Source organism: Micromonospora inaquosa (assembly GCF_003857055.1).
Taxonomy (GTDB): Bacteria; Actinomycetota; Actinomycetes; order Mycobacteriales; family Micromonosporaceae; genus Micromonospora; species Micromonospora inaquosa.
This window is the reverse complement of the sequence record NZ_QGSZ01000201.1, coordinates 26,618-49,802: the sequence shown is the minus strand read 5'-3', so window position 1 is coordinate 49,802 and position 23,185 is coordinate 26,618. Positions and strand designations below refer to the sequence as shown.

The following is a 23,185-nucleotide window of genomic DNA, read 5'->3' as shown; positions in this document are numbered from 1 at the left end:
CCAGGTGCACCGCGTCGGCCATGGCCGACACCGCGTTCGACGCCGTCGAAGGTGAGGGCCGCCCGCTGGTCGCCGACGGCGACAGTGGCGGCACCAATGGTCAACGGAGTACGGCCGTAGCGGTTCGTCAGCCGTACCCGGAATGCCTCCCCGCCGCCCAAGCAGGGCCAACGGGCGTAGATCTTGGACAGTTTCCGTCTTGACGGAACGGAAACTGTCCAAGATCTACAACAGATCGGGGCGAAGCGCGGTTTACTCGGTGCTGGTGGCGGCCTTGCGCGGGGCGGCCTTCTTCGCCGGGGCCTTCTTGGCCGCCGTCGCCTTCGCAGCCGTCGTCTTGGCCGCAGTGGTGGCCTTCGCCGTGGTGGTCTTCTTCGCGGCCGTGGACTTACTGGCGGCGGCCGTCTTCTTGGTGGCCGCGGCCTTCTTCGCGGGGGCCTTCTTCGCCGCCGCCTTCTTCCGCGGCGCCGGACCCTTCGCCCGCTTCTCAGCCAGCATCTCGGACGCTTCCTCGAGGCTCAACGCCTCCGGCGTCTGCCCGCGCCGCAGCGACGCGTTGAACTCGCCGTCGGTCACGTACGGGCCGAACCGGCCGTCCTTGATCACCAACGGCTTCTCGGTCGCCGGGTCCACGCCCATCTCGCGCAACGGCGGTGCCGCGGCGCGCCGTCCACGGGCCTTCGGGGCGGCCAGCAGCGCCAGCGCCTCGTCCAGGCCAACCGTGAACATCTGCTCCTCGGACTCGAGCGACCGGAACTCCTCGCCCCGCTTCACGTACGGGCCGTAGCGACCGTTGTTCGCGAAGACCTCGACGCCGTCCGGCGCGACACCGATCAGCCGGGGAAGGCTGAGCAGCTTGAGCGCATCCTCCAGGGTCAGCGAGTCGGGGGTCTGCGTCCGCAGCAGCGACGACTTGCGCTCACCGCTGGACACGTACGGGCCGAACCGGCCGGACTTCAGCACGATCGGCTCACCGGTGGCGGGGTCGTCACCGAGCTTGCGCTCGCCGCTGCCGCCGAGGAACAGCTCGTGCACCTTCTCCGGGGTCAGCTCGTCCGGGGCCAGGCCCTCGGGGATCGGCGCCCGGTCACCCTGGGTGCCGCCCTCCTCGCCCTCGCCCGAAGCCGCCGCCGCCGGCTGCTCGCCGCCGGGCAGCTCCCGTTGCAGGTACGGCCCGTAGCGGCCGACCCGCACCACGACCTCGCGACCGTCGTCGTCGGTGAAGAGCGGGATCGAGTTGACGCTGCGGGCGTCGATGTCGCTGAGGTTCTCGGTGACCAGCTTCTTGAGCCCGCCGGAACGAGCGATGTCCTGGTCGCCGGCACCGTTGGAGCTGCCGAAGTAGAACGCGGTGAGGAAGTCGACGGCGGCATGGTCACCGCCGGCGATCTCGTCCAGCTCGTTCTCCATGGTGGCGGTGAAGTCGTAGTCGATCAGGCGGGGGTAGTGCCGCTCCATCAGCCCGATCACCGCGAAGGCCAGGAAGGTCGGGATCATCGCCTGACCGCGCTTGGTGACGTACCCCCGGTCCTGGATCGTCTGCATGATCGACGCGTAGGTGGACGGGCGGCCGATGCCCAGCTCTTCCAGGGCCTTGACCAGCGACGCCTCGGTGTAGCGCGACGGCGGCTGGGTGTGGTGGCCCTGAGCGGCCAGCTCGTCGGCGGTCAGCGGCTGGTCCTTGACCAGGGTGGGCAGCCGACGCTCGGCGTCCTCGGCCTCGGCGTTCTCGTCGTCGCTGGACTCGACGTACGCGCGCAGGAAGCCCGGGTCGGTGATGGTCTTGCCGGTCGCGCCGAAGTCGGCTTCCTCCTGCGCGGTGGAGACCGCCCGGATCCGCACCGACACGCTGGAGCCGACCGCGTCGGTCATCTGCGAGGCGATGGTGCGCCGCCAGATCAGCTCATAGAGCTTGAACTCCTCCGCGGACAGCTCCTTGGCCACCTCGCCCGGGGTACGGAAGTTGTCCCCCGCCGGGCGGATCGCCTCGTGCGCTTCCTGCGCGTTCTTCACCTTGCCGGTGTAGCGGCGCGGCTCCGGCGGAACGCTGCGCTCGCCGTACAGCTCGACGATCTGTCGGCGGGCCGCCGAGATGGCGGTCTCCGACAGGTTGACCGAGTCGGTACGCATATAGGTGATGTAACCGTTTTCGTACAGGCGCTGCGCGGTGCGCATCGTCTGCTGCGAGGACAGGCGCAGCTTGCGGGCCGCCTCCTGCTGGAGGGTCGAGGTGATGAACGGCGCGTACGGGCGACGGCGGTAGGGCTTCTCCTCGACCCGGGTGACGGTGAACGGCCGCCCCTCCAGGCGGGCCGCGAGACCCCGGGCACCGCTCTCGTCGAGGTGCACGACGCCGGCGCCGGCCCGGACCCGACCGGTGGTCGGCTCGAAGTCCTTACCGGTGGCGATCCGGTCGCCGTTCAAGGCGATCAGGGTGGCGTTGAAGTTTCGCGGACCCTCGCCCGCGTTGGCCACCGCGAGGGTGGCCAGAATGTCCCAGTATTCGGCGGTGCGGAAGGCCATCCGCTGCCGTTCCCGCTCGACCACGATGCGGGTCGCCACGGACTGCACCCGGCCTGCCGAGAGCCGCGGCATGACCTTCTTCCACAGCACCGGGGAGACCTCGTAGCCGTACAGGCGGTCGAGGATCCGGCGCGCCTCCTGGGCGTCGACCAGGTCACGGTCGATCTCCCGGGGGTTGGCCACCGCCGCCTGGATCGCCGGCTTGGTGATCTCGTGGAAGACCATCCGCTTGACCGGCACCTTGGGCTTGAGCGTCTCGACCAGGTGCCAGGCGATCGCCTCGCCCTCGCGGTCCTCATCCGTCGCCAGGAAGATCTCGTCGACCTCCTTGGCCAGCTTCACCAGCTTGCTGATCTGCTGCTTGCGGTCGGCGGAGACGACGTAGAGCGCGTGGAAGCCGTTGTCGACGTCCACCCCAAGTCGAGCCCAGGGCTCCTTCTTGTATTTGGCCGGCACGTCGGCGGCGTTGCGCGGCAGGTCGCGGACGTGACCGAAGCTGGCCTCCACGACGTACCCCGGGCCAAGGTAGCCCGAGATCGTCTTGGCCTTCGCCGGTGACTCGACGATGACCAGACGGGTGGTTCCAGCGTTACTTGGCACGTCTCTCCCCGACCTCACTCCTGCTCGTGGCCTGCCGGCCCCCGGACAGCGACCGTTCTCGACCCCGCCGTAGCACCGGCGGTCCGGATGTCCAACGTAACGCGTCGCCCGCGATTCGGGTTTCGCGGGCCGCAAACCGCTTCGACGCGGCGGTCGCCACCGCCCCGCCCCGTTCGGCACTGCCGGACGGCGCCACCGTACACCGTGGGTAGGGCTCCAAGCGGGTCACTGTGACGATGGCGGGCTCACGACCGAGGTCCGACCCGCCCGTTTTCCGCCTGGATCAACCCGCCAGCTGTCCGGCACCGGACACCCGGACGCCGCAGCCCCGACCCCACGCCGAGGGTCAGACCGGCCAGGCTTCCGGTGGTGCTGCTCGCGGCGGTTCGCCGACCAGTTCGGCCAGCCGGGCCAACCGGCGGCGGCTGGTGATCCGGTAGGCCGGGCCGCCGTCAGCCGGGCCGAGCAGCGTCCCGGCCAGTCCGGTCGCCGCGAGCGCGACGCCGATCGACTCCCAACACTCCTTGTCGTCGGGGCCCAGCCGCAACAGGAGGCAGTCGGGAGGCTCCGGCGTACCGGCGGCGGCGAGCCACAGCCGCAACCGCCGGCCGGTCAGATGAAAGGCAGCCGGCGGGCGTTTCGTCGAACCGTGCAGCCAGGCGGCCGCGAGCGGCTTCAAGATCCGGGTGTACGACGTACGAACGGCGTGTCGCTCGCCTTCGATCGGCTCCCAGCTCGCCGCCAGCCCGCGCGACGCCAGTTCGGCGACGAGCACGTGCACCCGCCACGCGGCGTCCACCTGCACCGAGAGACGGGCGGTGCCGCCCATCCGGACCACCTCAGCGGGCCCGGCGAGCAGCCCGGCGAGGTCGGCGACGGTGGGTTCGGCCGCGTCCGCGCCGAAGAAGACAAGTTGCCGGCCCGCGTCGTCGCTCTGGACCGGGGCCTGCTGAGGGGAGCTGCTCTGCGCGGGGAGGTTCTGCCGCGCGCCGCCGCGGCGTCGCCCGGGGGTGGGCGTGTCGGATTCGGGCGCGGGAAACAGCGCCGGGGGCGGCTGCGCCTTCCCGGTGTCACCGAGCCCGCTCAGCGACACTCCGGCACCTCGTCGAATGCCTGTTTCAACTCCTCGGAGTTGAGTTTGCTGGTGTCCAGCGCGCTGGCGTCGTACTCCTTGTTGAGGGTCTCCACCGCGGCGCGCACGCCGTCGTAGAAGACTGTCGGCTCACCGGTGCCCAGGCCGTCGATGGTGTCCCGGGCGCGGCCGTAGGCGTCCCGCATCTTCCCGAGCGAACTGCGGAAGCCCGCGGAGATGGCCTCGCCGTTGTCGGTCTCCGGGATGCCCGCCTTCTCCACCTTGCGGCGCGCGGCCTCGCTGGCCTGCTCCGCCCCATCGAAGAGCCGCACCAGGTTCTCCTTGGCCTGCGCCGGCGTGGTCTGTGCGGTCATCTGCTCGTCGGTGCTGCTGGTCAGCTTGTTGATCTCGGAGCGCCACGGGGTGAGCGCGCCGCAGACCGAGGCCGCCCAGGCTCGTGGGCTGGGGCCGCTGCTACAGCCGGCCAGGACGACGATCGTGGCCAGGACCACCGTGAGCTTTCCGGCGGCAGACGCCCGGCACGTACGCATGCGTTGCAGCGTACGGCCTTTGGCCAGGTGTGGCACCGGGCCGTTCCTGGGTCAGGCGTTGACCGTCTCCGGGCGGTGATCGGTGCTGCCCGCGCCGGTGTTGCCATCGGCGTCCGAGTCGGACATCGCGATGCCCTTGCGCTTGCTGAACACCACCGACGCCACGATGATCAGCGTCGCGACCAGCGCGATGCCGACGCGCAGGCCGACGTTGCGGTCGTCGCCGACGCTCCAGGCCACCACGGCGGGCGCGATCAGCAGCGAGACCAGGTTCATCACCTTGATCAGCGGGTTGATCGCCGGGCCGGCGGTGTCCTTGAACGGGTCACCGACGGTGTCGCCGATGACCGTGGCCGCGTGCGACTCGGAGCCCTTGCCGCCGTACGCGCCGTCCTCGACCAGCTTCTTGGCGTTGTCCCAGGCCCCACCGGAGTTGGACAGGAACACCGCCATCAGGGTGCCGGCACCGATCGCACCGGCCAGGTACGCGGCGAGCGCGCCGGGCCCGAGGCCGAAACCGACAGCGATCGGCGCCAGGATGGCGAGCAGGCCGGGGGTCATCAGCTCGCGCTGCGCGTCCCGGGTGCAGATGTCGACGACCTTGCCGTACTCCGGGCGCTGGGTGCCGTCCATGATGCCGGGCAGCTCACGGAACTGCCGGCGGACCTCCATCACCACGGCCCCGGCGGAGCGGGACACCGCGTTGATGGCCAGACCGGAGAAGAGGAAGACCACCGCCGCCCCGATGATCAGGCCGACCAGGTTGCGCGGGTTCGCCACGTTCAGCGCGTTGAGGATCTCGTTGCCGACGTCGTTCACGCCAGCAGTCGCGTACGCGCTGCGGAGCGAGTCGGTGTACGAGCCGAACAGCGCCGTCGCGGCGAGCACCGCCGTGGCGATCGCGATGCCCTTGGTGATCGCCTTGGTGGTGTTGCCGACCGCGTCCAGCTCGGTGAGCGTGCGAGCGCCGTGCTCGTCGATGTCGCCGGACATCTCGGCGATGCCCTGGGCGTTGTCGGAGATCGGCCCGAAGGTGTCCATCGCGACGATCACGCCGACCGTGGTGAGCAGGCCGGTGCCGGCCAGTGCCACCGCGAACAGCGACAGCGTGATGGAGCTGCCGCCGAGGAGGAAGGCGCCGAAGACACCGGCGCCGATCAGCAGCGCCGAGTAGACCGCCGACTCCAGCCCGATGCTGATGCCGGCCAGGATCACGGTCGCCGCACCGGTCTGCGAGCTCTTGCCGATGTCCTGCACCGGCCGCCGGTTGGTCTCGGTGAAGTAGCCGGTCAACGCCTGGATCGCGCCGGCCAGCACGATGCCGATCACGACCGCGCCGATGGCCACCAGCCGCGGGTTGCCCGGGGCGTCGGTGAGGCCGCTGTCGAACTCGCCGAAGGTCGCCGGCAGGTACGCGTAGGCGGCGATCGCCACCAGCACGGCGGAGAGCGCCGCGGACAGGTAGAACGCCCGGTTGATCGCGGTCAGGGCATTGCGGTCGGACGCGCGCAGCCGGGTGATGAAGACGCCGACGATCGCGATCAGCACGCCGATGGTGGAGATGATCAGCGGGAAGACCAGGCCCTCCTCGCCGAACGCGGCGCGGCCGAGGATCAGCGCGGCGACCAGCGTCACCGCGTACGACTCGAACAGGTCGGCGGCCATGCCGGCGCAGTCACCCACGTTGTCGCCGACGTTGTCGGCGATGGTGGCGGCGTTGCGCGGGTCGTCCTCGGGGATGCCCTGCTCGACCTTGCCGACCAGGTCGGCGCCGACGTCGGCGGCCTTGGTGAAGATGCCGCCGCCGACCCGCATGAACATCGCGAGCAGCGCGGCGCCGAAGCCGAAGCCCTCCAGCACGGTCGGCGCGTCAACCCGGTACACGAGGACGACCAGCGCCGCTCCGAAGAGGCCGAGGCCGACGGTGAGGAAGCCGACGACGCCACCTGTTCGGAAAGCGATCTTCATGGCCGCCTCGCGGCCACCTGCTCGCTCCCTCGCGGCGGCGGCCACGCGCAGGTTGGCCCGGGTGGCCAGCCACATGCCCGCCCCGCCGATGAACGCGCTGAACAGAGCGCCCACCACGAAGAAGAGCGAGCGGCCGATCTTCACCGCGAGCTCGCTGCCATCGGTGTCGTGCACCGGGAGCAGGAAGAGCAGTACGACGGCGACGACGACGAAGATCGCCAGGGTGCGGAATTGACGGAGCAGGTAGGCCGAGGCGCCCTCCTGGACCGCCCCCGAGATCTCCTGCATTTTCTCGGTGCCCTTACCAGCGGCCAGCACCGTTTTTGTCAGGGCGGCAGCGAAACCGAGCGCCACCAGCGCGACAACCGCAGCGATGACGACGTAGGTGACATTGCTTCCGGTAAGGGAAAGCCCGCCGCCGTCGGCGGCCAAGGTCTCGGACATCTGTGTCCTCCTGTTACCGAACAATCGCGCCGGTGAGTGGAGACGCACTGACCGACGCCTGGATGCGGACTCGCAAGCGCGGCCAACCCACCAGCGGACCAGCGATGACCACCCATACCCGCTGGCTGCGGGATGGGTCACTTGCTGACAACCCGGGTACTGTAGCCCTCCGCAGTGTTGGAGGTCACACCCAGGTGGCGCCGTGTCGCGATGATCTTCGTCGCTGTGTTATGAAACGAAATCTGATATAGGGCCCGATCCATGCAAAGAAGGCCGCATCCCCAGCAGGGGACGCGGCCTACGCAGCGGAATCGGTCAGCGGCCGACCGGCCACACCATCCGCACCTCGGTGCCGATGCCCTCGTCGACCGGGCGCACCTGCAGGTCCTCGACGAAACCGGCGAGCAGCGCGAAGCCGACGCCGGTGGTCAGCGCCTCATCGGTCAGCGACTCGTTCGCCAGCTCGTCCGGCGGCAGCGCGGTCAGACCAATGCCCGCCTCGATCGGCGCCCGGTCCACCACCCGCACGGCGTACGACCCACCGTCGGACATTTCCACCAGCACCGGGTCGGCCAGGCCGTACTGCCGGTGCAGGGCCACCGCGCGCGTGCACGCCTCACCGATGGCCAGGCGCACCTCGTCCAGGAGATCCTCGCGGACACCGGCCCGTCGGGCGACGGCGACGCCGACCAGGCGGGCGGTGCGCACGTGCACCGGAGCGGGCGAGAACGAAAGCTTGACTGTCGCCATCACGCGCCGGCGCCCGCCGAGTCGGCGCTGACCGCCGCGTCGACCGTCGGGTGCAGCGGAAACACCTGGTCCAACGCGGTGATCCGGAAGATCTTGAGCAACGGCTCCTTGTCACAGACCAGGGCGAACGAACCGCCGGCCGAGCGGAGCCGCTTGAGCGCGCCGACCAGCACGCCCAGCCCGGTGGAGTCGAGGAAATCCACCCGACCGAGGTCGACCACCACGTGACGAGCCCCACCGTCGATCAGTTCGAGGAGCCGTTCCCGGAGCCGGGGCGCGGTGTAGACGTCCACCTCACCACCGACCTCGAGCACCGTGTGCTCACCCACGGTGCGGGTCGCCAGCGACAGCTCCATCGGTCCTCCTCGCCAGAGCCGTAAACTCTCGTGGGCATCTAACCACTACCGCCGGGGCGCCCTGCGAACGCCAGCGGAGGCTTCCCCTTACCCCGGTGTCCGACTTTTCATCTCCGAACACCAGTGCGAGAGTGCAGGGCGTGACCTCCAACGACTTCAGCTCCGCGCGCCACACGCCGCGCCACGACCTGGAGTCGTCGCCCGCGGCCACCGTATCCGCTGGTCCCGGCCCCGGACCAGCGCCAGCCGATCTGCTGCGCCGGTTGCGCGCCCGGGGTGCCGGCGACCCGGTCACCCACGTCGAGCGGGTGCCGGCCCGCGCCGGGGTGCCCGCGCCTTGGCCGTCGTGGGCACCGGCGGAACTACGCACGGCGTTCGCCGGGCGCGGCGTGGTCGCGCCCTGGCAGCACCAGGCCGAGGCGGCCACCCTGGCGTACGAGGGCCAGCACGTGGTCGTCGCCACCGGCACCGCGTCCGGCAAGTCACTGGCGTACCAACTGCCGGCCCTGGCCACGCTGCTCGCCGACCCCCGGGCCACAGTGCTCTACCTGGCGCCGACCAAGGCACTCGCCGCGGACCAGTTACGCGCCGTCGCCGCGCTGGAGCTGGAGGGGGTACGCCCCGCCTGCTACGACGGGGACACCCCGCGCACCGAGCGGGAGTGGATCCGCCGGCACTCCCGGTTCGTGCTGACCAACCCCGACATGCTGCACCACGGCATCCTGCCCGGGCACGCCCAGTGGTCCGGCTTCCTGCGCCGACTCGCGTACGTGGTGATCGACGAGTGCCACACGTACCGGGGTGTGTTCGGCTCGCACGTCGCGCACGTGCTGCGTCGACTGCGCCGGCAGTGCGCCCGGTTCGGGGCCACCCCGGTGTTCGTGCTCGCCTCGGCGACCTCCGGTGACCCGGCTACCGCAGCCGGGCGGTTGACCGGCCTGCCGGTGACGGCGGTCACCGAGGACGCCTCGCCGCGCGGCGGCGTGACCTTCGCACTCTGGGAGCCGCCGCTGCTGCCACCGGACTCGGGCTCCGCTTCCCCGGTGTCACCGGGCTCGTCGTCCCCGGCGCCCCCGCAGGCGAGCGGTGACCACGACGACCTCCGGCAGGTCCGCCGGTCGGCGCTGCGTGAGACGGCGGACCTGCTCGCCGACACGGTCGCCGAGGGGGTACGCACCCTCGCGTTCGTCCGCTCCCGCAAGGGCGCCGAGGTGGTGGCCGCCAACGCGCGTCGAGCGCTGGACGACGCGGTGCCGGGGCTCGGCGACCGGGTGGCCGCCTACCGGGGCGGTTACCTGCGGGAGGAACGGCGCGAGCTGGAACGGGCGCTGCTGCACGGCGACCTGCTCGGTCTGGCCTCGACCAACGCGCTGGAGCTGGGCGTGGACCTGGTCGGGCTCGACGCGGTGCTGATCTGCGGCTACCCGGGCACCCGGGCGTCGCTGTGGCAGCAGGCGGGCCGCGCCGGGCGTTCCGGGCAGGAGGCCCTCGCGGTGCTGGTGGCCCGCGACGACCCCCTGGACACCTACCTGGTGCACCACCCGGAGGCGATCTTCGGCGCGCCGGTGGAGGCGACGGTGCTCGACCCGGCCAACCCGTACGTGCTGGCACCACAACTCGCCTGCGCTGCGGTCGAGGCACCGCTCACCCCGGCCGACCTGGCGCTCTTCGGCGAAGGGGCGAAGGAGGCGATTGACGAGCTGGTCGCGGCGGGGGCGCTGCGACAACGGCCCACCGGTTGGTACTGGCGGCACCGGGAGCGGCCCGAGGTGGACCTGCGCGGCGAGGGTGGTGCCCCGGTCGCCGTGGTGGAGTCGTCGACCGGCCGGCTGCTAGGCACTGTCGACGGCGGCTCCTCGCACTTCCTGCTGCACCCCGGCGCGGTCTATCTGCACCAGGGCGTCTCGTACGTCGTCGACAAGCTCGACCTCGCCGACGGTTGTGCGCTGGTACACGCCGAGGAGCCGGACTGGTCCACCCACGCCCGCGACGTCACCGACCTGTCCGTGGTGTCGGTGCGCTCCTACGTGGACGCCGGACCGGTCGGCATGTTCCTCGGCGAGGTGGACGTGACCAGCCAGGTGGTGTCGTACCAGCGGCGGCGGATCGCCACCGGCGAGGTGATCGACACCCGGCCGCTCGACCTGCCCACCCGGGAACTGCGCACGGTGGCGGTCTGGTTCACCCTGTCACCGCAGTCGCTGGCCCTCGCCGGGGTTCAGCCGGCCGATGTGCCGGGTGCGCTGCACGCCGCCGAACACGCCGCGATCGGCCTGCTGCCGCTGATGGCCACCTGCGACCGGTGGGACATCGGCGGACTCTCCACCGCGCTGCACCCGGACACCGAAGCACCGACCGTCTTCGTCTATGACGGGCATCCGGGGGGCGCCGGGTTCGCCGAGCGGGCGTACGGGACGGCGGCGGCGTGGCTGCGGGCCACCCGGGACGCCATCGCGGAATGCGGCTGCGAGACCGGATGCCCATCCTGCGTGCAGTCACCGAAATGCGGCAATGGCAACAACCCCCTCTCCAAACCGGACGCGATCCGGGTGCTCGACGTGGTGCTGACGAACCTGCCGGACTGAGCACCTTGCATGAATCTGTATGGCACGGGGCACAATGATGTGGGAGCGCTTCCATCGATGCCTATGTTGCTGATCGCCCCCCGTGCCCGAGGAGAAGCTGTGGCCGACACCATCGCCGAGACCGTCGACCTGCTCTACACCATCGACCAGGACAATCTCACCCTCGACCAGCAGATCGCGCTGGGGTCGGCACTGGCCGCCCTGGCCCAGGCGGAACGGCTGGAACAGATCAACGAGCGGCTGCGCGGCATCCACCAGGTTCTCAACACCTGGGCGCTGCGGGCCGCGACCTCCGTCGACAGTCGCTGAGGTTTCCTGGAGTGATCCTGCAAGGGCACCAGTGATCACTCTGTGCTGGGTAGTCGTCCAACGGGCTCGACGGCTACCCAGCCGCAACTGATCGTGGGCAGCGGGGAGGGCGGTATGTGTCGGGCTGTGCGAGACTCCGGCGCACCAACCCCCAGAGGAGTTCACATGCAGCTCGACAACTTGCAGGGCCAGCACCAGTTCTACATCCGCCAGCGACTGCGCATGATGGTCAACCAGTACGAGGTCCGGGCCGTCTCCCCGGATGGCACCGAGGGTGAGTTGTTGGCGTTCGCGCAGCAGAAGCGGCTCGCCTTCAAGGAGCAGGTGACCATCTACACGGATGACTCCAAGCAGCAGCCGCTGCTGGGCTTCAAGGCCCGCCAGCGCATCGACCTCGGCGCCACCTACGACGTCACCGACGCGACCGGCAACCCGATCGGCCTGTTCCGCAAGGACTTCGCCCAGTCGCTGCTGCGCTCCACCTGGCACGTCGAGCAGGCCGGCCTGCCGCAGGTGACCGGCCAGGAGCGGAGCATGCCGGTGGCGCTGCTGCGTCGATTCGTGGACTCGCTGTCCTGGTTGCCGTACCACTTCGACTTCACCGCGGGCGGCCAGCCGGTCTTCACCGTGGTCAAGAAGTGGGGCCTGCGCGACAAGTACATCGTCGAGATGCAGAACCCGCAGATCGACCGCCGCCTGGTCATCGCGATGGCTGTCGCTCTCGACGCGCTCCAGGCCCGCTGACGCACCCGGCCCGGACGAGGGCGGTGCGGTGACCCTCAGTGGTCGCCGTCGCAGCCACCCACTCCTCGGCCGCCGGCCGGGACCTGGACCTCGACCAGTCCCGGCCGGCAGGCCGCTGGACCGCACTGCCCCCGGACGGCAGGCCGTTGATGACTCGGCCCCCTGGCTCGTCCGGTCGCCCCTCTGGAGCTGATGTCGTAAACGCATCGCCCTTGATGTCATAGCCGATTCAGCTCCACAGCACCCACCAATCCCGCGAGAGCCCCTCGGTTTCCTTCGACCACGCGCCGGCCGTACCTCTCACTTGGGGCCGCGACGCGGGTCAAGCCACTCCCTTCACCGGCCGCGCCCCTGCGCTGGCCGCAGCCGCCCCCGCTGCGGCGGTGAGCAGAGACACCACAGCGAGGGGTCAGCCCCGCACCGGGCCGGCACGGGCGCTCGCCGCAGCCACCCGGGCCAGGCCGGGTAGTGGCGTGAACGCCACCTCGACTGTCACCAGCACGTCCAGCCCGTCGAGGTGACAGCCGACCAGCCGGCCATCGTTGCGACCGGCGAGGTCGGACGCGGACGCACAAGCCACAGCGTCGCCGTCGAGCGCCCGGGCTGCCCCGGCCAGCGCGCCGAGGTCGGCTGCTACGGCCGCCCGCTGACTCGCCATTCCGGCGGCGGCGATGGCAGCGCCAAACGTCCCGAACACCACGAAGACGAGCCCCATCGCCAGCAGCAGGACGGTCGCGCCACCTCGTTGCCGGTCCAGCCGACCGGCAACGAGCCCTCCGACAGCCGGTGAGTTACTGGCGTGGCGTGACGGATTGTCAGTTAGTGGCACTACCAACTCCCCTCGTGAGCGCCCGGTTCGACGGCCGCGACGGCGGTGGCGACCACGGTGATGCGCGGTAGCCGCCCGCCCAACGTCCGGACGGGTGCCCTTACCGTCGCGTGCGCCCGGTCGCCTTCGACGGACACCGACACCGCCGCCCCCGGCGGCGCCGCCCGGTTACCCTCCGCGCTGCCGTCCGCGCCCCGGGCGGCGGCCAGCGCCGCCTCCCGCGCAGCGTGCAGGCAACTCGCCCTGGTAGTGACGGCGTTGACCGCGGTCAGGCCGGCGAGCAGGAGCAGAAGCAGCGCCGGCAGGCCGGCCGCCAATTCGGCGGTGAAGGATCCCCGGTCTGCGCCGGTACGGACTGCCCTCCCACCACCACCGGCTACCCGAAGGGATCTCTGCTCGTCGCCGGACACCCGGCCGACGGGGCGGAACCTCCGCCGGCCGACAGACGGACGTCCGACGACCGCAGACCTTGGGATGCGGCTGGCCTGCCGGCGCCCGCTCACTTCAGTGCCCGGTCGATGACGGCGGTCAGCGCCGACTGGACGTTGCCGGAGGTCAGCACCTTCAACAGGATCCCGGCGAAGGCGACCGCGGCGAGCGTGCCCACGGCGTACTCGGCCGTGTTCATTCCGGCATCGCCGCGCAGGCGTGCGATGAGTTTGCGCATGACTGTTTCCCTTCTCGATGGGTCAGAGCACGTCGCCGAGAACGGCGACGATCACCGGCACGAGGCCGGCGAGAATGAACGCCGGCAGGAAGCAGAGCCCCAGCGGCAGGACTATGAGCACACCCGCTCGGCGGGCCGATGCCTCGGCAGCGGTGGCCCGGTCGGCGCGCAGGTCGTCGGCGAGCCGGGTCAGTGCGCCGGCCAGGGCGGCACCACTGTTGGCCGAGCGCAACGCCGCCGCGGTGAGACGCTCCGCGCCGGGCACTCCGTCCAGCGCGGACCATGCCTCCGCTTGCCCGCCACCAAGCTGCAGCGTGCGGCCCACCCGGGCCAACCGGCCGGCGAGCGGCCCATCCAGCGCCTCGGCGACGGCCAGCACCGAGCGGTCCACGGGGGCGCCCGCCCGCATCGCCGCGGCCAGGAGGTCGGCGGCGAGCGGCAGGTCGGCGGCTTCCCGCTGCCGCCGCTTACGCACAGCGGGCGGCTCGATCCGCCGCAGCAGGACATCAAGCAGGACCGCTGCCGGGAGAGCGCCGAGCAGCCCGAACCAGCCCTCGACGACGACGGCCACGGCGAGCCCGCCCAGCACCGCCACGAGCCGAACCGCGTCCGGCCGCCGCCTGGCTGAACTGGGCCGACTCGCCGAACTGCGTCGGCCCGCCGAGCTGGGCTGGCCGGCAGTGCCCCGGGGCGTCATCCGGCCCGCCCCGGCGTCGCGCCCAGCCGTTCTGCCCAGAGGAGACCCACGACCTGCAGGGCGATCGCGACAACAGCGCAGGCACCACCAATTGTGCTGTGCAGAAGCACCGCCATGGGGTCGACACCTATGCCGTACCCCAGCCCGATCCCACCGACCGGCAGCGCCGCCAGTAGCCAGGCGGTAGCCCGGGCACCGGCCGCCTGGGCCGCCGCCGCGGCCAGGCCCCGGTCGGTCGCCCGAGCATCCGCCTCGATCCGTTCGATGAGCTCCGCCAGCGGCGCGCCGGTCCGGTCGGCCAACCGCACCGCCGCCGAGGTCAGCTGACCTAGCCGGTCCGCCCCGTCACGGTCCACGGCCGCGACTTCGAGCGCTTGCGGGACGGGAAGACCGGCCCGTAGGTCCGCCGCGAGACCGCACAGTTGGTCCAGCCCACGTCGTCGGGTCCGCTCGGCGCTCCGGTTGAGTCGCCAACGCAGCACGGCGCGCACGGCCAGCGTGCCGTACCCAGCCATCGCTACCGCCGCCACCGGACCGCCGACCACGGCACCCACACCGCCGCCGAGCAGACCGATCACCGGCAGCACGCCGGCGGTCGATCTGGGGATGCGCACCGACGGCGCCGTACCTGATGTTCTGCCGGTCGGGCCGACGCCCCGGTGGGCGCGGCAATCGGCGATCGCGCACCCGCCGTCCCCCACCACGCCGCACACGTCGCTCCGACATCCCGGGTCCAGGTCGCCGTGTCCATCGGCGGTCGCGGGGCCGGAGACGTCGTGTGGACCGTCCACGTCCGATCGGCAGGCACCGAGCGTGATCGTGGCCGCCGACGCGGCAGGCCGTTGAGCCGGGTCGGGCATGGTGATGGCCTCCTCCGGCCGAACGGTGCCGATCGGGCGTCGGGGATCTCGACGGGCCGGCGGACGCGTCGGGCCCTCCGGACGGGTGAACCCGCCTGTCGCTGCCGGCCACCTCGGGCTGCGGGCAACGTCCCGGCCGGGCCAGCCCAGTGCCGTCCGCCTTCCGTTGAAACCGGCAGTGGCACCCGGCTCGTCAGCGATGCCGACCAGATGACCCGAGGTCGGGGCGGCGCCAGTGCCGTCGACCAGCCCATCCGCCGTGCGACCGAGTTCCCTGATCCACTGCACCAGGGCGTCATCCGGATCGAGACCGCCGGCCCGCCGGCCCGGTGCCAGCACGCGACGTCGACGGGCCCGAGTGCTCCGTACCGGCCATGCCACCAGGGCGGCGGCGATCAGGAGCAGCGCCGCGACCAGCATCGTCTCGGCGGTCATACCGGACCCGCCGATCCGGGCCATGGCTCGCTGAGGATGGGCGGCACCGCCACTCCCCGCTCCCGCAGCAGCGCCCCGAGGGCACGGGCGGCGAGCCCGAGCCCGCTGCCGCGTACCCAGGCGGGCACCGCTGTCACCAGCCGTTCGGGTCCCTCGGGCAGCAGCAGGCAGACCGACTCCAGGACGCGGCCCTTATCGCCCCGTCGCACCTGGAACAGCACCTGCAACGCGGCGGCCACCTGGGCGTGCAGCGCGGCGCGGGGCAGCCCACCCAACATGCCCAGGGCCTCCAACCGGGCCGGCACGTCCGACGGTGTGTTGGCGTGCAGCGTGCCGGCGCCCCCGTCGTGGCCGGTGTTGAGCGCGGCCAGCAGGTCGACCACCTCACCGCCGCGGCACTCGCCGACCACCAGCCGGTCCGGGCGCATCCGCAGCGCCTGCCGGACCAGGTCCGCGAGACTGACCACGCCCGTGCCCTCCACATTGGCGGTACGCGCCTGGAGCCCCACCACGTGCGGATGCCCCGGACGCAGCTCGGCGGCGTCCTCCACCAGCACGATCCGTTCAGTGGCCGGCACCATCCCCAGCAGGGTGTTGAGCAGGGTCGTCTTGCCTGACCCCGTGCCCCCGGTCACCAGGTACGCCAGCCGGGCCGCGACGACGGCGGCGAGCAGGGGTGCCAGCGGTCGTGGCACGGTCCCCTGGCGCACCAACTCGTCGAGGGTGAACGGGCGGTGCCGGAAGGTCCGCAGGGACAGGTAGGGACCCTCGGTCGCCACCGGCGGCAGCACGGCGTGCAGTCGGGTGCCGTCGGGAAGCCGCGCGTCCGCGTACGGCGAGCCGTCGTCGAGCCGCCGCCCCGCGCTGGCGATCAGCCGCTGCGCCAGCCGGCGGACGTCCTCGACCGAGCCCACCGGCACGGCGACCTGGTGCAGCCCCGAGCCGCGGTCCACCCAGACCCGAGCGCCGTTGACGAGGACGTCGGTGACCTCCGGGTCGGCGAGCAGCGGCGCCAGTGGCCCGGCACCGACAAGGTCGTCGCGCACCCGGTCGGCGATGCGCAGCATGGCCGTGTCGCCGAGCACTGCGGCGGTGGGCTCGGCGCGTACCGCGGAGACGATGGCCGCCGCGGTCACCGGGGTGGTGGCGGCGGCGATCCGCTGCCGTACCCGGGCGGCGAGCGTGCCGTCCTCCGGCTGGCCGGTCATGCCACACCCGTAGCCGGCACGCCGGTCAGGTCGGTGACGATCCGTTGGCAGAGCGCGGCCAGTGGGCCCTTGCCCCCGGCGGCCGGCGCCTCCCCCCGTTCCAGCCCACGGCAGAGCCCCGGCTCGGGGCGCAGCGTGCCAGCCAGGGGAAGGCCCAACGCGCGGGCCACCTCGGTCGCCCGCAGCCGCCCCGGCGCGGGCCCACGCACCACCACCGAGAGCGCAGCGCAGTGCGGGGCGGCTGCGGCCACCACCCGAGTGGCCGCCGCGGTGGCACGTAACTCGGCCGGCACCACGACGAATGCCTGGTCGGCGGCCTGCAACGCCACCACGGCCGCGTCGTCCAACTGTCGGGGCAGGTCGATCACCACGAAGTCCCGCCCACGCCGGGCCGCGTCGACGGTCGCCGCCATCGCTGTCGCCGGCAACGCCAGCATCTCGCCGCGGTCCCAGGAGAGCACCACGAGATCACCCCGGCTGGGCAGGGCCCGCACCAGCGCCGGGGCGTCCACCCGCCCGTCGGCACCGGTGAGCGACGGCCAGCGCAGCCCTTCCAACTGCTCCCAACCCAGCACGAGGTCGAGGCCACCACCGAGCGGGTCGGCGTCGACCAGGAGAGTGCGCAGCCGCGCCCGGGCGGCGGTCACCGCAAGACCACCGGCGAGCACACTCGCGCCCGCGCCGCCCCGCCCGCCAAGGACCGCGACGACCCGGGCATCGACGCCGGCAGGACGGTCCGGATCATGTTCGGCGAACCGGTCCATCAGCCACGGCTCCGCGGCCGGCAGCGTGGCGACGTGCTCGGCCCCGATCAGCTCCGCGATCTGCCAGCCGGGGTCGAGCTGACCGGCCCGGCCGAGCAGCACCAGCCGGGGCCGCTGCGGCAACCGGGCGCGCAGACACGCCTGCGCCTGGTCGGCGCCGAGCAGCACCAGCGGCGCGGGAAGCCAACGGGTACGGGCAGCCGCCGGATCGCGGGCGAGCTCCAGCTCGGTCCCGCCGACGGCGGCGAGCCGGAGCACATCATCGAGCAGTTCGTCGTCGCCGGTGACGACCAGCGGGAGCCGGCGGATCGGCGGAACCGTGGTACGGGGTGGCATCGCGGCCTCCAGCGGTCGGGCTCTGGTATGCCGCCGACCCTGCTCGGAATCCGCCCCACGAGCCGCCCCGATGTCGTCGCCTGTGGACAACCTGGTCGCCTGTGGAAAACCTCCGCCGGGACAGTTGATCTGCTACGAGCGCGGGCAACTCCGCAGGTACTGCCGCTGCGGGAAAGACAGCGGGGCCGCTCCCGAAAGGAGCGGCCCCGCTAGTCGGCGGTCAGCCGACCCGGTCGGTCCAGGCGGTATCGAGGATCACCTTGTACGAGCTGATCCGCACGGGCGACAGCGTCAACCGCTCATGAGCGAGCAATTCACCCGTCTCCGGATCGAAGATCAGAAGAGATTGCGCGTCGTGTTCACGGTCGTCGAAGGTGACGGCGACTCCGTTCCGACCGGCGCGGTCGGTGACCTGCCCCCGCCAGCGGTAGCCGGGCACGTCGGCGAGGACCCGCAGGACCGCCGCTCGGGTCACACGCGGTACGACGTACCGCCCGTAGAGCGTGCTGACCTCCTTACTCGCCGCCCCCGCGCCGTGCTCGACCTTCAGCAGCTCCCGCAGCTCGGACGGGACGGCCGACGGCGGCCTAAGCTCCCTGGGCGGTAGCGGAATGACACTCGGTGCCGGGGTGCCGGTGGCTGCTGGCCGCGCAGCGCTTTCGCGCTGCCAGTAGTCCCGAGACTCCTGGTCGGGGTACTGCGCCTCCAGTTGCAAGCTGGCCTGGTTACCGGTCCCGTCTGCGGCCTGCCAGATCTTCGTCTCGCTGGCAAAGGCCACGTGGTGGCGGCCGTCGGCGGACGTAATCACCGGATCGCCCCACAGCTTCGTGTGGTGGTACATGTAACGCCCGCTCTGGTGGTCGTACCCCGCATCTTTGATCTTGTCGGCCAGCAGGCGTAGCTGCGGGCCCGCCGCTGGCGGATCCGCGTCGAACTGGTACGCGACCGGCACGAGCACCGTGCCCGGCGCCGACTCCGGGGTGTCCGGTGTGGTCCCACCGAACGGTTGGAGCACCGCCACGGCACCGGCCGCGACCGCCAGCGTCCCGGCGGTCAGGACCAGCCGGCGGGTCGGACGTACCCGAGGACGCTGGGCGACCATCGCGGTCGCCCCGACCCGGTCGATCAGCTCACGCGCCGAGACCAGCGGTGGCCCGACTTCGGCGGTCCGCGCCGGGTCGGCCGGGCCGAGAAGAGTACGGGTCCGCTCTACTCCGAACATCACAGCTCCTCTCTGGTTGCCAACATCGGGCGACGTCGGGCCCGAGCGGGCTGGTCCGCCATTGCTTCGGCGAGACGACGCCGGGCCCGATGTAGCCGCACCGCCGCGGTTGGGCCGGTACAGCCGAGCACCTTCGCCGCCTCGGAGACCGTCAACTCCTCCCAGCCGACCAGCCGAAGAATCTCCTGATCAAGCTCGTTGAGGGTGGCCAGCGCGGCCCGGACGTCCGCGACGCCGACGGTCGTGTCAGCACCCGGTGAGCCGGCCAGCCGCGTGAGGTCGACATCGGTGATCGGTTGGAGATCCGGGGCGGCACGCCGCGACCGCCACTGGTTCGCCAGAAGGCGCCGGGCCACCCCGTACAGCCAGGGCAGGCTGCGGTCCGGCACCTCGACGCGGCGACGCCAGGCGACGACGAAGACCTCCTGGGCCAGCTCCGCCGCGGCGTCCCCGTCGGTGAGTCGACGCAGGCCGTATCGAACGATGTGCGCGTACTCGGCGGCGTAGAGACTGGTAAACCAGCCCTCGTCCCGCTGCGGTGGACCCACTCGAACCCCCAACTGCCTCGGCGACTCTCACAGTGGCTTGTGTCGCTGAGGGCAGCGGGATTACCGCGCGGCCGAGGGCAGGTGCCGCCCAATGGGAAACGAGCGATGCGGTCAGTCGTCGATCGCCTGGTAGACGGTGGTCCAGAAGTCGTGCCACATCGGCAGCCGCTGGTCGCCCGCGTGGGCGCGCTGCATGAACACGATCGCCGTCAGGTCTTCGGCGGGATCGTTGTACCAGGCGGTGCCATAGAAACCGGGCCATCCGTAGCTGCCGACCGACGGCCCGAGGTGCGTGCGGCGGGTGCGGACCGACAAGCCGAGACCCCAGCTGATGGCATCGAAGTATCCGGGCCAGAACCCGGAGACGGTTTTCTGCTCCGCCGTCAGCTGGTCGCTCGTCATCAGCGTCACCGCCGGCCGCGACAGCACCCGCTCGCCGCGGTGGGTGCCGCCGGCGAGTAGAGCCGAGGCGAAGGCGAGGTAGTCCTGGGCGGTCGAGACGAGCCCGCCGCCACCGGACTCGAACACGCGGGGTCGACTGAACCGCCCGTCGGGGGCGTCTTCGACAACCGGCTCGCCGGTGGGCGCGTTGTCCTGCTCGTACGCCGTCGCGAACCGGCCGATGCTGTCGCTACCCACGCTGAAGGCGGTGTCGGTCATGCCGAGCGGCTTGCAGACCCGCTCACGGATGGCATCTTCGAAGGACATGCCGGTGGCCCGGGCGATGAGCACACCGGTCACGTTGGCGGCGGTGTCGTACATCCAGCGCTCACCTGGCTGGTGAACGAGGGGGAGGGCGCCGAGCTGGCGAATCCACTCGTTCGGCGACGGATATTCGAGTGCGTTCAGCGCGTCGGCAATGGGTACGGTTCCCGGCTCGGCGGGGACCATACCGGTGCCCAGGGTGCCGTCCAGTACGTCCCGCAGCGTTATCGGGCGTTCCGCCGGAACGGTGTCGTCCAGCGAACCGTGCGGATCGGCCAGCACCGTCATCTCCGCCAACTCCGGCAGCAGATCGTCGACCGGGCCATCGAGGCGGAGGGTGCAGTCCTCGACGAGGGTCATCGCGCACACGGCGACGATCGGCTTCGTCATCGAGCCCAGGCGACAGATCGTGTCGGCCGCCATCGGCGTCCGCGACCCGGCGCCCTCGAACGCGAGATGACCCGTTGCTTCGATGTGCACCTCACCGTGCCGGGCGAGGACGGCCACCACTCCCGGTACGAAGCCGGACTCGACGTGGTGCTCAAGCAATCCCCGTACCCGAGCCAGCCGTTTCGACGAGAAACCACCGGTAGCCACCTGTTTCCTCCTCAGCTCGCCCAGTTCGGCAAGTTACACGTCACGCGGCGATCACACGGTCCGCGACGAGGTGGGGCGCGGTAGGACGGGCTGGGCTTCGCGGTCGGAACCGAAGCGGACGGCCGCTTCGTCCCACCGTTGACGGCTTCGGTGTCGCCGTTGAAGGATGGGCGATGTCCGAATACGGCCGGGATCTACTCACGTGATTACCTATGGCTCAGGGCCAGGCCAGGGAGCCGGTAGGCGTCGCGGATCCGCCCGGGGCACTCACTGTCACGCGACCCGAAATCATCCGGCGCACCCAGAAGAGGTCTTGTGAAGTTTCTTCTCACTTCCGCGGGCATCAGGAACCCGAGCATTTCCGGCGCACTCGTCGACCTGCTGGGCAAGCCGATTGCCGAGTCCAGCGCCCTCATCATCCCGACCGGTGTGTACCCCTTCCCCGGCGGTGCTGGCCGGGCGTGGCAGGCGATCACCGGTAAGGCACCGCACCCGATGTGTGACCTGGGCTGGAAGTCCCTGGGGGTGCTGGAACTCACCGCGCTGCCGACCATCCGGGAAGAGAACTGGGTCCCGGCGGTCCGAGAGGCCGACGCTCTGCTCGTCTGGGGCGGCGACGTGCTGTATCTGACCTACTGGATGCGTGAGTCCGGCCTGGCGGAGCTCCTGCCATCGCTGAATGAGTCGGTCTACGTGGGGATGAGCGCCGGGAGTATCGCGGTGACCCCCTACAACTGCGACGCGGAGTTCGACCTGGATTTCGTGCCCGCCGGCAGCGATATGGCGGTCGGAGCCGACCGGGCGCTGGGACTGCTGGATTTCGCGCTGTATCCGCACCTCGATTGCGAGGGCATGGAGGACGCCACGGCGGCCAACATCGAGAAGTGGGCGTCCGGGATTCCGGTCCCGACGTATGCGATTGACGATGAGACAGCCATCAAAGTGGTCGACGGCGCCGTTGAGGTCGTCTCCGAGGGGAACTGGCGGCTGTTCAACCCGTCTTGATGTTTCCCGAAGCTTCGAACCGATCACATCGCCGGCAGTCCACCTGTCACGTCCCACCAGATGCTTGACGCCTCCAGCTCTGAGCGTCTGAATCGACGCGGCCGCGACCGCCGTCCCGCCTCCCCGCTGCCCTCGCAGATTTCGCCCCAACGGCCTTCGCTGGCTCTCTGCTGCCTCCGGCGCCGGGGGACACCGCCCGGGAGCGACGTCAACGACGACGGCGACCTGTGACCAGCTGCGGAGCGCTCCCAGGAGAAAGGGACGACCCCCGTCGGGGGGAAAGTGACCTGACGTAGTAGCGAGTGTGACCAAGTGCCGTGCCGCATGGTCAGACGTAGCGGTCGTGGTGTTGAGCGTGATCGAAAGTCACCGTTCAGTACGGCGCTTGCTGACGATCCGATGACTGATGGATGACGCGCTGCGGGCGCCCGAGGACGGCCGGAGGCCGCCCGCAGGGCAGTCCGCGAGCGCGTGGCCAGCTCCGGGACCTGCCTTGCACTGGTGCCGCCATCTGATCGGCAGATTCCGAAGACCACGCCAAGGCCGTCCGATGCCGTCCGCCTGGTCCTGGACCTCAAGCGCTCGGCAACTCGATCGGTCCTGCCCCGTCCGCCAGTCAGCCCGGTGGCTCCCAGACTGTCAGATTGGAAATTGACAAGAACCCTCTCGATACAGCGCTTCGCGTGGCAGAACCGCTCACGAGCGGCCTGATATGGCCCCGGCGGCACCACCTTTTGACCCAAGGAAGGACATTCCCCTCAGCGCCTACGGCTTCCATTGCCCCCGAACGTCCACCAAGGCCACCCGTTCAGCCAGAGCTTGCGACGATGGCGGGAACCCCAACGACAGCCCACCCCTGTACTTTCCTTGCCCAAGCGGGCACGGCGGGCTCTCAGCGTCAGACGGTCTTGACCGTACGCGCTCGGGATAGCACTCTCAGTCCACGTTCAGGGCTGCGTAACCACGGGGGAGGGTTTACAGTTGACTAAAGTCAGCCGCAGGTTGATCTGCGAGGGGGACTGTTACGTGATCCACTGCGCCGTTCGTGCGGATGGTCTCACCTCCCCTGCCTCCGCCTTCCTCGATCATCTAAGTCAAGGAACGTGGATCGAAGATCCAGAGTTCACGGACATTCCAGATGAGGCACAAATTAGCCATTACGACAAGTTCTTGGTGTTCTGTAAAACGTTGGCAGACTCTGGAGAGCCCTACTACGCGGGAGCAGTCAACAGCCTGCGGGACGGGGTATGGGAATTCAGACTGGGAGCCAAGCGATTGTCATTCTACGATACTCCGGGGGACGGAACTTACGAGCCAAAGCTACGCCCTGGCACTGCGGCGGAGGCTAGTCGAGGCGAATATTATTGGTTTCCCGACTTCGATGAGTTCATTAGGCTCGGCCACGCTTTT

Annotated in this window: 20 protein-coding genes; 4 read left to right on the top strand and 16 right to left on the bottom strand. The window is 70.8% G+C overall.

The genetic code is table 11. From position 1 onward, the window contains the following. Positions 1-252: 252 nt before the first annotated feature. The 6 genes from topA to DLJ59_RS14385 form a co-directional block, all read right to left on the bottom strand. Entirely contained in the window at positions 253-3,123 is a 2,871-nt protein-coding gene (topA, locus tag DLJ59_RS14410) for a type I DNA topoisomerase (RefSeq protein WP_124773014.1), read from the bottom strand. Between the two features lie 346 nt (positions 3,124-3,469). Then, on the bottom strand, positions 3,470-4,210 hold the full coding sequence (locus DLJ59_RS14405) for a hypothetical protein (RefSeq protein WP_425271422.1): 741 nt from the start codon (positions 4,208-4,210) through the stop codon (positions 3,470-3,472). Further along, the gene (locus DLJ59_RS14400; RefSeq protein ID WP_124773012.1) at positions 4,207-4,746 is read right to left on the bottom strand and encodes a nucleoside/nucleotide kinase family protein; all 540 of its coding nucleotides are present in this window, start codon (positions 4,744-4,746) and stop codon (positions 4,207-4,209) included. The genes DLJ59_RS14405 and DLJ59_RS14400 overlap by 4 nt, the downstream gene beginning before the upstream one ends. A 51-nt stretch (positions 4,747-4,797) precedes the next feature. Beyond that, entirely contained in the window at positions 4,798-7,158 is a 2,361-nt protein-coding gene (locus tag DLJ59_RS14395) for a sodium-translocating pyrophosphatase (RefSeq protein ID WP_124773011.1), read from the bottom strand. Between the two features lie 315 nt (positions 7,159-7,473). Next, on the bottom strand, positions 7,474-7,911 hold the full coding sequence (locus tag DLJ59_RS14390) for an ATP-binding protein (protein WP_030334228.1): 438 nt from the start codon (positions 7,909-7,911) through the stop codon (positions 7,474-7,476). Beyond that, positions 7,908-8,264 carry an STAS domain-containing protein gene (locus DLJ59_RS14385; RefSeq protein ID WP_030334225.1) on the bottom strand — a complete coding sequence of 119 codons (357 nt, stop codon included), beginning with the start codon at positions 8,262-8,264 and terminating at the stop codon, positions 7,908-7,910. Before DLJ59_RS14385 ends, DLJ59_RS14390 begins: the two co-directional genes overlap by 4 nt. Before the next feature lie 131 nt (positions 8,265-8,395). On the opposite strand from DLJ59_RS14385, the gene DLJ59_RS14380 reads away from it, so the two are divergent. The 3 genes from DLJ59_RS14380 (at position 8,396) to DLJ59_RS14370 (ending at position 11,902) form a co-directional block, all read left to right on the top strand. Beyond that, positions 8,396-10,849: a DEAD/DEAH box helicase gene (locus DLJ59_RS14380; protein WP_425271421.1), complete on the top strand. Its 2,454-nt coding sequence runs from the start codon at positions 8,396-8,398 to the stop codon at positions 10,847-10,849. Between the two features lie 99 nt (positions 10,850-10,948). Further along, entirely contained in the window at positions 10,949-11,158 is a 210-nt protein-coding gene (locus tag DLJ59_RS14375) for a hypothetical protein (RefSeq protein WP_030334221.1), read from the top strand. Between the two features lie 165 nt (positions 11,159-11,323). Further along, the gene (locus tag DLJ59_RS14370; protein ID WP_124773009.1) at positions 11,324-11,902 is read left to right on the top strand and encodes an LURP-one-related family protein; all 579 of its coding nucleotides are present in this window, start codon (positions 11,324-11,326) and stop codon (positions 11,900-11,902) included. A gap of 409 nt (positions 11,903-12,311) precedes the next feature. Here DLJ59_RS14370 and DLJ59_RS14365 read toward each other — a convergent pair whose 3' ends face one another. The 10 genes from DLJ59_RS14365 to DLJ59_RS14320 form a co-directional block, all read right to left on the bottom strand. Beyond that, complete coding sequence (locus DLJ59_RS14365; RefSeq protein ID WP_244236017.1) at positions 12,312-12,659, bottom strand: Rv3654c family TadE-like protein; 348 nt, start codon at positions 12,657-12,659, stop codon at positions 12,312-12,314. A gap of 71 nt (positions 12,660-12,730) precedes the next feature. Then, the gene (locus DLJ59_RS14360; protein ID WP_124773029.1) at positions 12,731-13,048 is read right to left on the bottom strand and encodes a TadE family type IV pilus minor pilin; all 318 of its coding nucleotides are present in this window, start codon (positions 13,046-13,048) and stop codon (positions 12,731-12,733) included. A gap of 182 nt (positions 13,049-13,230) precedes the next feature. Next, entirely contained in the window at positions 13,231-13,398 is a 168-nt protein-coding gene (locus DLJ59_RS14355; RefSeq protein WP_081883916.1) for a DUF4244 domain-containing protein, read from the bottom strand. A 22-nt stretch (positions 13,399-13,420) separates the two neighbouring features. Further along, positions 13,421-14,095, bottom strand: a complete 675-nt coding sequence (locus tag DLJ59_RS14350; RefSeq protein WP_124773008.1) for a type II secretion system F family protein — start codon at positions 14,093-14,095, stop codon at positions 13,421-13,423. After that, positions 14,092-15,414 (bottom strand): type II secretion system F family protein, encoded by a 1,323-nt coding sequence (locus DLJ59_RS38080; RefSeq protein WP_341869590.1) that lies wholly within the window; start codon positions 15,412-15,414, stop codon positions 14,092-14,094. The genes DLJ59_RS14350 and DLJ59_RS38080 overlap by 4 nt, the downstream gene beginning before the upstream one ends. Beyond that, complete coding sequence (locus DLJ59_RS14340; RefSeq protein ID WP_124773007.1) at positions 15,387-16,598, bottom strand: TadA family conjugal transfer-associated ATPase; 1,212 nt, start codon at positions 16,596-16,598, stop codon at positions 15,387-15,389. The genes DLJ59_RS38080 and DLJ59_RS14340 overlap by 28 nt, the downstream gene beginning before the upstream one ends. Beyond that, positions 16,595-17,698: a septum site-determining protein Ssd gene (gene ssd / locus DLJ59_RS14335; RefSeq protein WP_124773006.1), complete on the bottom strand. Its 1,104-nt coding sequence runs from the start codon at positions 17,696-17,698 to the stop codon at positions 16,595-16,597. The genes DLJ59_RS14340 and ssd overlap by 4 nt, the downstream gene beginning before the upstream one ends. A 220-nt stretch (positions 17,699-17,918) precedes the next feature. After that, positions 17,919-18,920, bottom strand: a complete 1,002-nt coding sequence (locus DLJ59_RS14330) for a CU044_5270 family protein (protein WP_124773005.1) — start codon at positions 18,918-18,920, stop codon at positions 17,919-17,921. Beyond that, the gene (locus tag DLJ59_RS14325) at positions 18,920-19,468 is read right to left on the bottom strand and encodes an RNA polymerase sigma factor (protein ID WP_167493854.1); all 549 of its coding nucleotides are present in this window, start codon (positions 19,466-19,468) and stop codon (positions 18,920-18,922) included. Before DLJ59_RS14325 ends, DLJ59_RS14330 begins: the two co-directional genes overlap by 1 nt. Before the next feature lie 111 nt (positions 19,469-19,579). After that, the gene (locus DLJ59_RS14320) at positions 19,580-20,770 is read right to left on the bottom strand and encodes a serine hydrolase domain-containing protein (RefSeq protein ID WP_124773003.1); all 1,191 of its coding nucleotides are present in this window, start codon (positions 20,768-20,770) and stop codon (positions 19,580-19,582) included. Positions 20,771-21,085: 315 nt separating this feature from the next. On the opposite strand from DLJ59_RS14320, the gene DLJ59_RS14315 reads away from it, so the two are divergent. Beyond that, complete coding sequence (locus DLJ59_RS14315) at positions 21,086-21,775, top strand: Type 1 glutamine amidotransferase-like domain-containing protein (protein WP_124773002.1); 690 nt, start codon at positions 21,086-21,088, stop codon at positions 21,773-21,775. The last annotated feature ends 1,410 nt before the right edge of the window (positions 21,776-23,185 follow it).

Bases quoted from the DNA above. Each gene is read 5' to 3' on its own strand.
- DLJ59_RS14400 (WP_124773012.1), bottom strand. From the start codon at position 4,746: ATGCGTACGTGCCGGGCGTCTGCCGCCGGAAAGCTCACGGTGGTCCTG.
- DLJ59_RS14395 (WP_124773011.1), bottom strand. From the start codon at position 7,158: ATGTCCGAGACCTTGGCCGCCGACGGCGGCGGGCTTTCCCTTACCGGA.
- DLJ59_RS14385 (WP_030334225.1), bottom strand. From the start codon at position 8,264: ATGGAGCTGTCGCTGGCGACCCGCACCGTGGGTGAGCACACGGTGCTC.
- DLJ59_RS14370 (WP_124773009.1), top strand. From the start codon at position 11,324: ATGCAGCTCGACAACTTGCAGGGCCAGCACCAGTTCTACATCCGCCAG.
- DLJ59_RS14355 (WP_081883916.1), bottom strand. From the start codon at position 13,398: ATGCGCAAACTCATCGCACGCCTGCGCGGCGATGCCGGAATGAACACG.
- DLJ59_RS14350 (WP_124773008.1), bottom strand. From the start codon at position 14,095: ATGACGCCCCGGGGCACTGCCGGCCAGCCCAGCTCGGCGGGCCGACGC.
- DLJ59_RS38080 (WP_341869590.1), bottom strand. From the start codon at position 15,414: ATGGCCCGGATCGGCGGGTCCGGTATGACCGCCGAGACGATGCTGGTC.
- DLJ59_RS14340 (WP_124773007.1), bottom strand. From the start codon at position 16,598: ATGACCGGCCAGCCGGAGGACGGCACGCTCGCCGCCCGGGTACGGCAG.
- ssd (WP_124773006.1), bottom strand. From the start codon at position 17,698: ATGCCACCCCGTACCACGGTTCCGCCGATCCGCCGGCTCCCGCTGGTC.
- DLJ59_RS14330 (WP_124773005.1), bottom strand. From the start codon at position 18,920: ATGTTCGGAGTAGAGCGGACCCGTACTCTTCTCGGCCCGGCCGACCCG.